Source organism: Marinomonas sp. MED121, assembly GCF_000153025.1.
In the GTDB taxonomy this organism is placed as follows: domain Bacteria; phylum Pseudomonadota; class Gammaproteobacteria; order Pseudomonadales; family Marinomonadaceae; genus Marinomonas.
In genome coordinates, this window is record NZ_CH672431.1 from 344,267 (window position 1) to 357,490 (window position 13,224).

Here is a 13,224-nt window from a genome sequence, read left to right on the forward strand (position 1 = left end):
TTGCCTGTCACTCAATAAGATGACAAGCAATTTTGTGCTCAAATTCAAGATCTTTGATATCACTTAACTTTGGTGCTATTTGCTCGCATTTTGCCATGACCTTAGGACAACGGCCAGCAAAGTGACAGCCTTGGGGTCTGTTAATCGCAGAAGGCACATCCCCTTGTAGCACTTGTCGCGCTTTGCGTTTTCTCGGATCTGCAACAGGTATCGCAGAGATCAATGCCTGACTATAAGGATGCAAGGGCTTCTCATAAAGACGTTGTGCGCTCGTTAACTCAACAATTTTACCAAGGTACATTACCGCCACTCTATCTGAGATATGCTTTACCACAGACAAATCATGGGCAATAAAAATAAGGGCCAATTGCATCTCTTGCTGCAAGCTTAATAACAAGTTCATGATCTGAGCTTGCACCGACATATCCAAAGCAGATACTGCTTCATCACAGACAATCACTTTAGGCTTAAGAGCGATAGCTCTAGCAATGCCTATCCTTTGTTTTTGCCCCCCTGAGAATTCATGAGGGTACTTATCCATGGCCTCAACCGGCAAGCCTACCTTAAGCAGCAAATCCTCAACCCATTGCCGTCTTTGTTTAGCATCACCCATTTGGTGGATTTCAAAAGGTTCTTGTAAAATCGCCCCCACTGTATGGCGTCCATTTAAACTATCCATAGGGTCTTGGAAGATAATCTGCATTTCTTTACGTAATGAGACCATTTGCTTCCCTGTATACTGGGTTATATCCTGCCCTTTAAACAGAATTTGACCAGCACTTGGTTCCATCAATTTCAGTATGCTGCGAGCTAAGGTACTTTTGCCACAGCCAGACTCACCCACCAGCCCAAGGGTTTCACCCGCTTTTAAGCTGAAGGACACGTCATCTACCGCATATAAATAACTGGCTTTTGAAAACCAAGAATCTGACAGTTTAATGTGCTGACTGAGATGACGAACCTCTAATAAGGTTTCAGGCATTGTTGACATCCTCTAAATGAAAACAACGCACTAAATGAGTCTCTGAATGCGAGCCTAAGTTAGGGTTATGATAAGCCTCTAACTCTGGTTTTGATGCCTCACATTGTGAGGTGCTAAATTCACATCGATTACTAAAACGACACCCCTTTGGCATAAGTGACAAGCTAGGCACATTGCCAGGTATGGCTTTTAACTGAGTTTTACTTGGTGCGTCTAGCCTAGGCATAGACTGCATTAACCCTTGGGTATAGGGGTGGCTTGGGGACTCAAATAAAGTGAATGCATCTGTGTGCTCCACCACGTTGCCCGCATACATAACGACAACTTGATCACACATTTCAGCAACCACACCAAGATCATGAGTGATAAAGATAATCGCCATGCCTGTTTCAGCCTGCAGGTCACCCATAAGCTCAAGAATCTGAGCCTGTATGGTGACATCCAGCGCCGTTGTTGGCTCATCAGCAATCAAGATATCTGGCTCACAGGCCAAGGCCATTGCTATCATCACTCGCTGTCTCATGCCACCAGATAATTGATGAGGATAAAGATCAAAACGTATCTCAGGTTCAGCAATACCCACCTTATTTAGCATGGCTATGGCTGATGCTTTACGCGCCTTTTTATTTAACTCAGGTTTATGCAGCTCATACACTTCACTTAGCTGTCTACCAATCGTGTGCACGGGATTCAAGGCTGTCATAGGCTCTTGGAAAATCATAGAAATACGATTACCACGCAAAGCATAGCGCTCTGGCAAACTGAGTGCGGTAATTGAATTACCTTGATACAAGATATCGCCGCCCACCACCTTGCCATATGGCTGTGGCAAGAGCCCCATAATGCTGGCAGCTGTGACACTTTTACCGCAACCGGATTCGCCTACCAGACCCAAGGTTTGGCCTTTTTTTACGCTAAAGCTCACATCGTCTAATACAGCGACAGGGCCAGAGTCCGTTTCAAAGCTGACAGCCAGTTTCTCTACCCTAAGGATATGCTCTGCTTGTATCATCTTGGTATCTAATGATGCATCTAACAGTTTTTGCTCATGGCGATGACTCATTAAAGGGATTCCACTCCGAGCTTTTCAACTCTGTTAACCGCGGGAAAGCTCTGCCCTGATTTTTTCGCTTCAAGTGTCTCTTTTTTCGTCTCTTCATCCAGCCAAAACAAACCATATTCAAAACCAGATTCATCTGCTAAGGCCGTACTTAAGCCAACGCCTAAAGAGACCGGTAAACGCACATAACGCCAATGAGCTAGACGAGTGTAAGGCACTGAATAGGTAGGGATAAAACAATCACAGGCCATGATTTTTTCTTGAATTTGATGGGAGAACTTAGCCTTTTTCTCAACATTAAATTCGCTATCGTAGGCATCGATCAGTTTATCCATTTCTGGGTCTTGATAGTTGGTAAAGTTATTGGTCTGTGGTTTAGCATTAGCAGAATGGAAATACTGCCAATACGCAGGTTTCATCCCTGACCCCATACCTTGAAACACCGCTTGGTGCTTTTTCTCAAGAGCCGCTTTAAAGCCCGTTGCCCCTTCAACCAGATTTAATTGTAAGTCTAGTCCCGCCTTTTTCGCCTCTTCTCTTAATACAGCCGTTCTTGCAGAATGAGCCTTCCAAGAGTAGTTCATGACTAATACAAGACGTTCACCTTGGGCATTTATCCTAATACCATCACGACCTAATGAGTCATAACCTGCTTTAGCAAAGTATTCAGCTGCCAGCTTAGGGTCAAAAGGCTTTGCCTTCATAGTAGGGTGATCATAAATCCCTTTCCCTGAGCCAAAGCTTTGCAGATGGACATAATCCCCAAATAAGGCGGTCTCTATCATCTTATCCACATTAATAGAGTAAGCGATACCTTTACGCACATTGGCATCTTGCATTAAAGGGTTTTCAAGGTTTAACCACACTCCGGTAGCACCTTGAGGGGTATCATTAAACAACCAAGACTTTTCAATAAAGCCCTTATCATAAAGTGGCCCCTTACCTTGGTTATGCCAAACGCCAGGTAATATCATGGAAAAAGCATCAATGCTGCCTTTTTCAAAATGCTTCATAGCCACATCTTGGTCACGAATGATCTTTAATCTCACTCTGTCCACGTTATAACGATTTTGATAATAAGGATTGTTATATCCCCACCAGTCTTTCACCTTCACAAACTCAATGGACTTACCCTTTTTAACCTTACCTAAGATATAAGGTCCAGTAACGGGTTCCGCTTTCCAGTTATAGCGTTTAATAAAGTTTTCCGGCAAACCATCTGGGTAAAAGTGCTTGGGTCTGGGTGTGACGCCCAAACGCGCTATTAAATCATCTTGAGGCAACCTATCAGCCGAATGCAGAGCAAAGGTATCCTCGTCATAAACCGTGATCCCTGTGATGCTATTAGTGTAATAGTCCTTATACCAAGGCGCTTTGGCGTTATCGCTGCGCATATAGTCAAATAAGAACTCAAAATCAGCCGAGCTAATATCAGCACCGTCTGACCAGCGGGCAGTTTTATCTAGTTTGAAATACACCGTCTTTTGGTCATCATCAAAGGCCCATTCGGTGGCCAGTGAAGGTAAATACTCACGAGTATTTGGGTGCATCTGTAACAGCCCCGGCTGACCATCTAATAAGAAAGGTCGAAAGGATCCGTTTGAGTCAGGCCCTATAGTACGAAATGTCAGCGGAAAGGTGCTTAAGCGCAAATTATAAACACCACCTTGTTTCGCATTTTTATCTGCGAAAAGCGGCGCATCAGGGCCAGATGTCCAATTAAGGTTAGCGGGTAAGGTCGTCGCCTGAGCCAAGCTAGATAAAAGCAAAGCACCTAAGCTTGTTTTCAGACTAGCCCGTAAAAAAGTCATTGTTTTCATACCTTTATTCCTTAGTAAGAAATTAACGATAACGAGTATATTTTTTTGGATCAAAGGCTTCTCTCACCCCTTCTCCGATAAAGGTCACCATGGTTAATACCAAGACAATGGCACTCACAACAGAGGCGCCTATCCAGTAGGCATCCATATTCGATTTCCCCTGCTGCAGTAAGTCTCCCCAGCTAGGGGTAGGAGGCATTAAACCTAAGCCTAAATAATCCAATGCGGTTAAAGCACTAATGTTAGCCACCACACCAAAAGGCGCTAAAGTCACTATCATCACCATGGTATTGGGTAAAATGTGTTTCAAAATAATACGCCACAAACCTGCCCCTTGGGCCCTAGCGGCTTGCACATATTCTCGTGCTTTTTCCTTATAGGTGAGCGTACGCATATACCAAGTAATGCCCATCCAACCAAACATCACATTGATCAAGACAAAGAGAAAGAAACTAGGTTGAATAATCGAAACCAGAATCATGATGACATACAAGAAAGGCACCATAGACCAGATCTCTATGCCCCGTTGCATAAAGAGGTCAAACTTGCCACCCATGTAACCCATTACACAGCCGATCACGACGCCTATGCTATAACACAAGGTAAGGGTTAATAGGGCAAACCAAATGGCGATACGAAAGCCATAAACCAAACGTGCCACCACATCTCGACCTAATACATCGGTACCTAGATAATGGCTATCTTGCCAAGATGGAGGGTTAGGTGGGTAATTAATACCATCAAAGTCTTGCTCGAACGCATTCCAAGGCACAGGCGGCATAATCACCCAATCCCCTTGATCTTCCTCGGAAAACTTTTTTGCTAACACTCGATAATCCACCTCATAGGCGTAATCTAATCCAAAGTCTTCCCCAACATTCACTCCTGTGTAGGTGGGGAAATACCATTGGCCTTGATAGCTCACCATGAGGGCTTTGCTGTTAACAAAGACTTCTGCAATACAAGACAGCAGAATCAACAAGGAGAGAAGAATAAAAGAATAGTAACTACGCTTTATCTGACGAAAGCGCGTTAATTTTTTTTGAGTGAGCGGATTAATACTAAACACCTTAGGCTCCAAACTTCACTCTAGGGTCAACCAAAGCCACACACAGATCTGACAAGATATTCCCTAACATCAACAAGATAGAAGACACGGCTAATATCCCCATCACCACAGGATAGTCCCGCTCCATCAGCGCGTCATAACCTAGCAAGCCAATGCCATCGATATCGAATACCACCTCAATCAAAAAAGAACCTGCCACAAACACAGACACCACATTGCCTAGATGGCTCGCGATCGGGATGACACTGTTACGAAAGGCATGCCGTGTCACCGCCTGTTTAAATGACAAACCTTTTGCCATGGCTGTTTTCACATAATCTGCCGCTAGATTTTCTAACAGGCTGTTCTTCATTGTCATAGTAAGAATGGCAAAATCCCCTATGACATAACAAATCATCGGTAAAACTGCATGTTGAGTAATATTCCAGACCTTGTCCCAGAAATCTAAATAATCAAAATCATCCCCCACAAAGCCACCCATAGGCAGCCACTCAAGTTGAAAAGAGAAGACACTTATTAAGAGAACAGCGACAACATAGTTAGGTAAGGCATAGCCTGTGAATATTATCACAGAGCTGACATTATCCATCTTGCCGCCATGTTTCAGGGCCTTTAATACCCCCAAGGGAATAGAAACCAAATAACTGATAATAAAGGTCCAGAAACCATAAAATAAAGAGATGGGAAGACGTTCAACTATCATGTCCCACACGGGTTCATAATAACGACTGGATTCACCAAGATCTAAACGGACCAAGCGATTTAGCCAGTCCCAATACGCAGCTATAACAGGTTTGTCTAATCCATAAAAAGCATTCAGTTCATCGATTTGATCTTGAGATAGGGTTTGAGAAATTTGAGAGTTAACCGCGCGGCCACCATCTTGGGTTTGCTGCTGCATTTGCGCAATCATACGCTCCACTGGACCACCAGGCACAAAGCGTGTCATGGCAAAGACCAAAAGCGTCACTCCGATAAAAGTCGGAATGATGAGCAACATACGACGAAAGAAATAAGCCTGCAAATACATACCTCATAACAAAGACTTAAAGTTAATCTTAGTCCTAACTTACCTCATTCAGCCGGGATAACGAAGCACTAACAGAGTAAAGAAAACACCGAATAAGAGATATCTTCTAAATAATAGGAAGGAAAAAATAAATAAGGTAAAAAGCTTTGTTATTTCTTAGGAACAAGCTGAATCTTGCGTTGGTTTTCTTGCATTATTTTCATCGAAACTTTTCCCTAACAAGAGAGCTTTTGCATTATGATGATAACTCTTAGTAATAAGCTTATGTAAAAGTCACATAAAAGGATGAGTGTATGTTGGGGATCAGTGTTTGGGGGTTAGCCTTAGGTCAGGCCCTGTTAATTACGGGGAATATTTTATTGGTCTCAGTGACTGCCCTGATTGGTCATAAACTCAGCCCAAATCTTGCTTTAGCCACCTTACCCATTGCACTTCAATTCCTTGGTTTAATGGGTGTTACCTTACCTGCTGCATTACTGATGCGTCATCTTGGTCGTAAGCGTGTATTTTTAATCGGTAACTTGATTGGCGTTGCTGGCGCATTTCTCGCTTACTACTCACTTTCCATCAATCATTTCGCGCTTTTCTCAAGCTCGACCTTTTTACTCGGGGTGGCGATAGGTGTAGGCCAACAATATCGCTTTGCAGCGATAGACAACTGCCCTGAAGGCAAAGCCCCGCAGGCCATTAGTTTGATCATGGCAGGGGGAATTCTCGCCGCTTTCTTAGGCCCTAACCTTGCTGTTTGGGCTGAGTTTTTAGTGCCTGATACCCAATATATTGGGGCTTTTGCCGCGTTAATTATCCTTTATATCAGCACCACTATCTTGGTTGCTTTATTACCTTTAAAAAAACCAACCTTAGAAGAGCAATCTGGCACACCCAGATCTTATCTTGAGCTTTTAAGCCAGCCAGATTTAATCGCTGCTGTGGTTGCCGGTGTTATCGGTTATGGCGTCATGGTCTTAGTGATGACAGCCACACCCCTTGCCATGCAAGGTTGTGGCTTTGATTTTGGTAGCACCGCCAGTGTTATCCAATGGCATGTGTTAGGCATGTTCGTCCCTTCTCTCTTTACCGGCAAACTGATTGCCCGTTTTGGCACGACTAAGGTAATTCAAGCAGGTTGTTTGTTCTTATTAGCTGCCTTGATACTCAACCAGTTCGGCATCACCTATTGGCACTTCTTCTTTGCCCTAGTGATGTTAGGTGTCGGTTGGAACTTTACCTTTATTGGCGCCACCAACTTGCTAAGCAAAACCTACCAACCAAGTGACAAGGCTAAGGTTCAAGGCTTAAACGACTTTTTAGTATTTGCCTTTGCTGCCATCGCCAGTATGTTGGCAGGTTATTGGCAAAGTGCCCTAGGTTGGGAGATGCTAAATATGCTGATGATACCTGCTGTTATCATTGCTATGGCCTGTGTATTTTTCAGCACCAATAAAAGCAAACAACAAAATGCACTAGCCTAAACGAATACGTTAATTACGGCCTAAAGCCCTGAGTTAAAAAGCCTGCCTCAAATTTAAACAGAGATAACTCCTCGACACTAAATTTGGCAGGCTTAACCGCTTTAGACTTAGAGAACTGATTCACCATAAAAACAAAAGGTCTTAATTTAAGGCCTTTATTTTCATCTGCTACTTGCACAAAGCCAGCTAAATTCACCACCCCTTGCATAGAGCCAGATTTGGCTAAAACACGCCCTTTTAACATGTCATGTTTTAAGCTTTCTCTGTTTTTTAGCGTGCCGGATTGTGCTGCGATAGGCAGTGCCTCAACTAACCAAACGAACTTAGGATGAGATAACCAAAGCTCCAAAACCTGATACAAGCTGGTTGCATACAGCAAGTTTTCACGAGATAAACCTGAACCATCTCGTACCACCAAACCTTGGCTATCTATCTGATTTTTATCTAATAAAGACATGAGCGCCAAGCTTCCTTTTTGATAGGCATCAAGCGTCTCAAAGCTGGCAGCACCTGCGTTCTCACTTAAAAAATATTGATGACCGGACGCCTTAAATAAAGCATCTGCAACCAAGTTATCCGATCTTTTCAGCATACGCGCCACCAGCTTAGTTAATGGCGCAGAATGATGCGAGATGCGCTTAACACTCTTATCAGTTTTTGCGAGCCAAGAGGGTGCTTGATCAATGAAGCTGATTTCTATCTCAGAGCCGAACCCCAATAAAATCAGCTCTTGCATGAAAATATGTGCAAAAAAGGTATTCGCTTCATTTGCCGAAAATCCTAAAGGCAAGGTTTTACGTTTTTCATCAATACAACCGGTCAATCGATAGTGGTTAGCACCTAATACTTTAAGCAGCACCTGACAGCCTTTAGCTTTGTTAGCCTCGATAGTCACCACTTGATTTTCGACTGTTAAAGGCGAGTTAGGCGTTTGATAAAAATGCGCAACCTGCCCTGGCTTTGTTGCCTTCAAATTACCAAAAACACAGTTTCGATTGATCATGGCGGCACTCGTAGGTGCGGCAAAACAAATACCATGATCATTCCATACTTGCCCTAAACTCCAAGCATGACCTTGATAACGGCTCGCATCAATTTCGACCTTATCCAGCTTTTTCACCCCCGCTTTAGCAAGTGTCATCAGCAAGGTATGTAGGTCTTTTTGCGTAAAACTCGGATCACCTGTGAGCGTAAGCGTTAAAGGCCCTGTTAATCGACCTTGGTTGAGGCTTGTCTCATCATAAGCAAGTTCGGTTTTAAAACGGTAGTTTTTGCCTAAGGTTTCGGTTGCCAAGGTCGCAGTGAATATCTTCATCAAGCTTGCAGGATTAGCAAGGTACTGGGTGTTTTGCGAATGCCAATCAGACTGAGTAATAACAAGCGCGCCTTTAGGGGCATTGTTTAATAGGGCTTGAGACTGGGCAGCCATGCTAATTAAACAGATTAGAAAGATGAAAGCCGCCTTGAAACACCCTTGCTTAAATTGTGTTACCACTTCAATCATTCTGCATCCTGCCCATTCAATCTTGAAAGAAAACATCTTAGCAGTCCTAGAACTTAACCACTAGCTAGCTAAAACACAGATGAGATGAACGCTAAGAGAGCGCTAGCTATTGCGCTTTCTCTGCACTAACATGACGGCCTATTCGATTAACTAGGGAATCTGGATACTTTGCATGGATAAGCAACAGATCTTTTCATTATTAAAACAAGGCAATGTTACCAAGATAAGCATTGCCTATTTCATCTCATTTTTTGGTACGGCTATGGCACCCATCGCCATGGCATTTGGTGTGCTTGAACTAACAGGCTCGACCAAAGACTCAGCCATTGTCATTGCAGCGCCTATTACAGGTTCGATTATCATCATGCTGCTTGGTGCCGCTATAGCTGATCGCACTTCGCGCAAAGCCATGATAGTGGTTGCCGACATTATCGCCATGTTGGCTCAATTGATCATTGCCTGTTTGTTTATTTTTGAGCAAGCCAATATCGTCAACCTCACTATTTTAATGCTAATCAATGGCATTGCTTTTGGCCTACATGCACCCGCGGCCATGGGTTTAATCCCGCAACTGGTGAAGAAAAAGGACTTACAAGGCACCAATGCCATTGTGGGCATAGCACGTAGTAGCGCTATGATCTTAGGCGCCGCCGCGGGAGGTATTTTAGTTGCTACCTTTGGCGCTGGCATGACCTTATTAATTGACACTGGCACCTTTGCCCTAGCCACTTTTCTCGTGATTAGTTTGCGTCCAAGCAAGCAAATTAAGAGTCAGGGAGAATCAATCATTCAAGAGCTCAAGCTTGGCTGGAAAGAGTTTACTAGCCGAAAATGGCTATGGGTGATTGTGGTGCAATTCTGCTTTATTGTGGCATCCGTTGAAGCCGTCTATGGTTTGATCGGCCCTGCTGTTGCAAAAGATCAGATGGGAGGCGCCGCCGATTGGGGACTCATCGCAGCAGCCATTGGTGCGGGGACTATCGTTGGTGGTATTGCGTCATTTTATATGCGCTTCACTCACCCTTTGAAAGTCGCTACCTTGACCTCTTTTAGCTTTAGTTTCATTAGCTTAGCTTTAATTATGCCACTGCAATTACATTGGATTATGCTGGCTGCATTTCTAGGGGGAATCGGCTGGGAGATGTTTTCGATTCTATGGACAACGACCTTACATCAAGCGATCCCCAGCCATATGCTTTCTCGCGTTAGCGCCTATGACCATATTGGTTCGATTGGCCTTGCGCCTCTGGGTATCGTGGTCGCAGGCTTCTTGTATGAGTCATTGGGTTTTCAAATCGTCCTCATACTTTGCGCTTTGACCGTCATTATTCCAACTGTCTTGGTTTATTGCGTACGTGAAGTCAGAGAGTTCGAAGTCGCTAATCTTGAGACAGAAGAGAATCCAGAAGCGTCGTCAGCTCAGCCGACAAATTAGCACCTTGTGTTAGTGCCTGACTCTCATATAGGTTGGGCATTAACAAAGCCTCTTTACTGGTGGCTTTCAACACATAGATTTGCGCTGGACTAAGCGGTTTATCGAATCCAGCCAGCACAGTATCTAACACCTTATCAAATAAGGCCTCCAATTGTTTGAACAAGCCAACACTGGCCTCCTCCATCTTATGACTCTCCCCCAACATAATGCGGTATACCGCCAGACGGTTTTTATCAGCAAGCCAAACATCCCAAACTCTTAACCACTGTTGCAAAGGCGACTGAGCCTTATCATTGACATCAGCAAGGTCAGTCTCAGCATTTTCTAAGATGCGTAATAAAGCCTGATGCCAGAGAATTTGTTTACTGGAAAAATTACTATAAACCGTGGGTTTAGAGACTTCTGCAGCCACAACCACCTGATCAATACTGGTGCCTTGATAACCCACTCGGCTAAACAGTGTCAGAGCGGTTTCAATAATGTGCGACTTCTTTGAAGGGCGACCACGAGCCATAACACTTTCCTTTTCTCAAAAACTATTCACAAGAACTATTCACAAAAAACGATTGCCTATCTAGGCAGATAAACTAAGCAAGCTAAATCAACTAGTTAATCATTCATTCAAAATTATTATCAAGACAGGGCTTGACCAAATTTGATTATCACATTAAATTAACTAAACGGTATAGTTAATTAATTAACTGAACGTTAAATTAATCACTCACTTTGAGGTCACACAATGAAAAGCGAAAACGGCTTTTACGGACAATATGGCGGCAGCTATATTCCAGAGATTTTATACAGCAGCCAGCAACAGATTCTTACCACCTTTGAAGAAGCGAAGAATGATCCTAGCTTTGTGGCAGAACTGCATAAGCAATGGCAGCAGTACTCTGGTCGTCCGACGCCTTTGACTCATTGTGAGAATCTCACTCAGCATCTAGGTGGCGCCCAGGTTTATTTAAAACGTGAAGACCTAAACCACTCAGGTGCTCACAAGATGAATAATGTGATTGGCCAAGGTTTATTGGTTAAACGCATGGGTAAAAAACGTGTCATTGCTGAAACAGGTGCGGGCCAACATGGTATCGCGACAGCCTTGGTTGCTTCTCGATTAGGGTTAGAATGTACCATTTACATGGGCGCTAAAGATGTGGCACGCCAATACCCGAATGTCTTTTGGATGCGTCAGTTAGGCGCCACAGTAATCCCAGTCAAAACAGGCTCGCAAACCTTAAGAGATGCTTTAGATGAAGCGTTGCGAGACTGGTCTTCTAGCTATGAAGATAGCCATTATTTGATTGGTACAGCCTGCGGCTGCGCGCCTTTCCCTGAAATGGTGACCTATTTTCAGTCGGTTATAGGCCAAGAAGTACAGCGCCAATCATTAGCTCAATTCGATCAACTGCCTGATCGGCTTTATGCTTGTGTAGGCGGTGGCTCTAACGCATTAGGCTTATTCACGCCTTTCTTAGAAGATAAGGAAGTGGAAATGGTCGGTGTAGAGGCGGCGGGCCGAGGTATGGATATGGGTGATCACTCAATTCGTTTATCACACAACCTAGGCCAAGCAGGTATTGCCCAAGGCTTTGCTAGCGTTTTCCTACAGGATGACCAAGGTCAGCTTCAGGAAACACACTCAATCGCAGCGGGATTAGACTATGTGGGGGTATCGCCAATTGTTGCTCATCTGGCAGAAACACAAAGGGTGCGTATGAGCTATGCCAATGATGAAGAAGTTTTAGCAGCTTGCTCATTACTCTTGCAAAAAGAAGGCATTATTCCAGCGCTGGAGTCATCACACGCGCTCGCGGTTGCCTTTAAAGAAGCCGCAGACATGCGACCCGATCAGCACATAGTGATTAATTTATCTGGCCGTGGTGATAAAGATATTTTCAATGTCGCCAAAGCCTTTGACGATAAAGAGTTTGCGCCTTTCTTAGAGGATTATCTTAAGAACTACCATGAGTCAGATGTAAACCCGAATCTATCTAAGAATCTATCCCAGGATCTATCAAAGGAGATAAGCGCATGAGCCAGTTAGCTAACTTTATTAATGCCAAGCAGCCATTAACAAGCCAACCTTTGGCCATGACGCACGTTATTTATGGTTACCCTAGCATAGGAGCCAGTCTTGAATGGATGCAAACCTTACTTGAAATGGGCGTCGAGACCTTAGAGGTTCAGTTCCCTTTCTCGGACCCAGTGGCAGATGGGCCAAGCATAGTTCAAGCCTGTCATAAGGCATTAGAATCCGAACCTAAAATGCAGCAATGTTTAGCCGATCTTGGGCGTTTAGGACGGGATTATCCAAACTCTAAAATTTTGCTAATGAGCTACCTCAATCCAGTTTATCGCTTTGGTATTACAAAGCTCGTAAAAGAGGCAGCTGAACAAGGTTTAACTGGGCTAATTCTGCCAGATTTACCCATTGAGCACGCGACTGAATACCAAGCCGCCTGTGTCGAATATAATCTGGACGCCATTTGGTTAATCACACCCAATATGCCAAAAGAGCGTATCAAGCAGATCGCAGGTCAAGCCACTGGCATGCTGTATTGCGTGAGTCGCTCTGGGGTGACTGGGCAAAAATCCAGCTTGCAAACTGAGTTTGATTTAGTCGCCTATTTAGCTGAAATACGCCAACATACGGATGTTCCGTTAGCCGTTGGTTTTGGCATCAGATCACCAGAGCAGGTAGCAGAACTCACAGGTCTTGCGGATATAGCTATTGTGGGTTCAGCTTTGCTCGACACTTACAACCAAGGCGGTATTGCCTCAGGTAAAGCACTGGTTGCGAAGCTTTTTCCGCAATTAACTTAACCTACCTAATAACTCATTTTCCATAAACA

11 protein-coding genes are annotated in these 13,224 nt (G+C 44.0%); 4 read left to right on the forward strand and 7 right to left on the reverse strand.

The features are described 5' to 3' along the window. Positions 1-7: 7 nt before the first annotated feature. The 5 genes from MED121_RS13125 to MED121_RS13145 are packed head-to-tail and all read right to left on the reverse strand — an operon-like array spanning position 8 to position 5,955. Positions 8-982, reverse strand: coding sequence for an oligopeptide/dipeptide ABC transporter ATP-binding protein (locus tag MED121_RS13125; RefSeq protein ID WP_009834195.1), 975 nt, complete (start codon positions 980-982; stop codon positions 8-10). Continuing rightward, a complete protein-coding gene (locus MED121_RS13130; RefSeq protein WP_009834196.1) occupies positions 975-2,045 on the reverse strand; it encodes an ABC transporter ATP-binding protein in 1,071 nt (356 codons plus the stop codon). Before MED121_RS13130 ends, MED121_RS13125 begins: the two co-directional genes overlap by 8 nt. Next, entirely contained in the window at positions 2,045-3,862 is a 1,818-nt protein-coding gene (locus MED121_RS13135) for an extracellular solute-binding protein (protein ID WP_009834197.1), read from the reverse strand. Before MED121_RS13135 ends, MED121_RS13130 begins: the two co-directional genes overlap by 1 nt. 22 nt (positions 3,863-3,884) lie before the next feature. Beyond that, entirely contained in the window at positions 3,885-4,931 is a 1,047-nt protein-coding gene (locus MED121_RS13140; RefSeq protein WP_009834198.1) for an ABC transporter permease subunit, read from the reverse strand. Between the two features lies 1 nt (position 4,932). Next, positions 4,933-5,955, reverse strand: a complete 1,023-nt coding sequence (locus tag MED121_RS13145) for an ABC transporter permease subunit (RefSeq protein ID WP_036180722.1) — start codon at positions 5,953-5,955, stop codon at positions 4,933-4,935. A gap of 299 nt (positions 5,956-6,254) precedes the next feature. Between MED121_RS13145 and MED121_RS13150 the strand changes: the two genes are divergently transcribed. Continuing rightward, positions 6,255-7,433, forward strand: coding sequence for an MFS transporter (locus MED121_RS13150; RefSeq protein WP_009834200.1), 1,179 nt, complete (start codon positions 6,255-6,257; stop codon positions 7,431-7,433). Positions 7,434-7,446: 13 nt separating this feature from the next. Here MED121_RS13150 and dacB read toward each other — a convergent pair whose 3' ends face one another. Further along, positions 7,447-8,937: a D-alanyl-D-alanine carboxypeptidase/D-alanyl-D-alanine-endopeptidase gene (gene dacB, locus MED121_RS13155; protein ID WP_009834201.1), complete on the reverse strand. Its 1,491-nt coding sequence runs from the start codon at positions 8,935-8,937 to the stop codon at positions 7,447-7,449. A 172-nt stretch (positions 8,938-9,109) separates the two neighbouring features. Here dacB and MED121_RS13160 point away from each other — a divergent pair, with 172 nt between their 5' ends. Further along, positions 9,110-10,372: an MFS transporter gene (locus MED121_RS13160; protein ID WP_009834202.1), complete on the forward strand. Its 1,263-nt coding sequence runs from the start codon at positions 9,110-9,112 to the stop codon at positions 10,370-10,372. Here MED121_RS13160 and MED121_RS13165 read toward each other — a convergent pair. Further along, positions 10,317-10,886, reverse strand: a complete 570-nt coding sequence (locus MED121_RS13165; RefSeq protein ID WP_009834203.1) for a TetR/AcrR family transcriptional regulator — start codon at positions 10,884-10,886, stop codon at positions 10,317-10,319. The genes MED121_RS13160 and MED121_RS13165 overlap by 56 nt on opposite strands. Positions 10,887-11,111: 225 nt before the next feature. On the opposite strand from MED121_RS13165, the gene trpB reads away from it, so the two are divergent. Both trpB and trpA read left to right on the forward strand, forming a co-directional pair. Beyond that, the gene (gene trpB, locus MED121_RS13170) at positions 11,112-12,407 is read left to right on the forward strand and encodes a tryptophan synthase subunit beta (RefSeq protein WP_009834204.1); all 1,296 of its coding nucleotides are present in this window, start codon (positions 11,112-11,114) and stop codon (positions 12,405-12,407) included. Further along, complete coding sequence (gene trpA / locus MED121_RS13175; RefSeq protein WP_009834205.1) at positions 12,404-13,195, forward strand: tryptophan synthase subunit alpha; 792 nt, start codon at positions 12,404-12,406, stop codon at positions 13,193-13,195. The genes trpB and trpA overlap by 4 nt, the downstream gene beginning before the upstream one ends. Positions 13,196-13,224: the final 29 nt, after the last annotated feature.

Excerpts from the sequence above, each read along its gene's own strand:
- MED121_RS13125 (WP_009834195.1), bottom strand. The coding sequence starts at position 982 with ATGCCTGAAACCTTATTAGAGGTTCGTCATCTCAGTCAGCACATTAAA.
- MED121_RS13130 (WP_009834196.1), bottom strand. The coding sequence starts at position 2,045 with ATGAGTCATCGCCATGAGCAAAAACTGTTAGATGCATCATTAGATACC.
- MED121_RS13135 (WP_009834197.1), bottom strand. The coding sequence starts at position 3,862 with ATGAAAACAATGACTTTTTTACGGGCTAGTCTGAAAACAAGCTTAGGT.
- MED121_RS13150 (WP_009834200.1), top strand. The coding sequence starts at position 6,255 with ATGTTGGGGATCAGTGTTTGGGGGTTAGCCTTAGGTCAGGCCCTGTTA.
- dacB (WP_009834201.1), bottom strand. The coding sequence starts at position 8,937 with ATGATTGAAGTGGTAACACAATTTAAGCAAGGGTGTTTCAAGGCGGCT.
- MED121_RS13160 (WP_009834202.1), top strand. The coding sequence starts at position 9,110 with ATGGATAAGCAACAGATCTTTTCATTATTAAAACAAGGCAATGTTACC.
- MED121_RS13165 (WP_009834203.1), bottom strand. The coding sequence starts at position 10,886 with ATGGCTCGTGGTCGCCCTTCAAAGAAGTCGCACATTATTGAAACCGCT.
- trpB (WP_009834204.1), top strand. The coding sequence starts at position 11,112 with ATGAAAAGCGAAAACGGCTTTTACGGACAATATGGCGGCAGCTATATT.
- trpA (WP_009834205.1), top strand. The coding sequence starts at position 12,404 with ATGAGCCAGTTAGCTAACTTTATTAATGCCAAGCAGCCATTAACAAGC.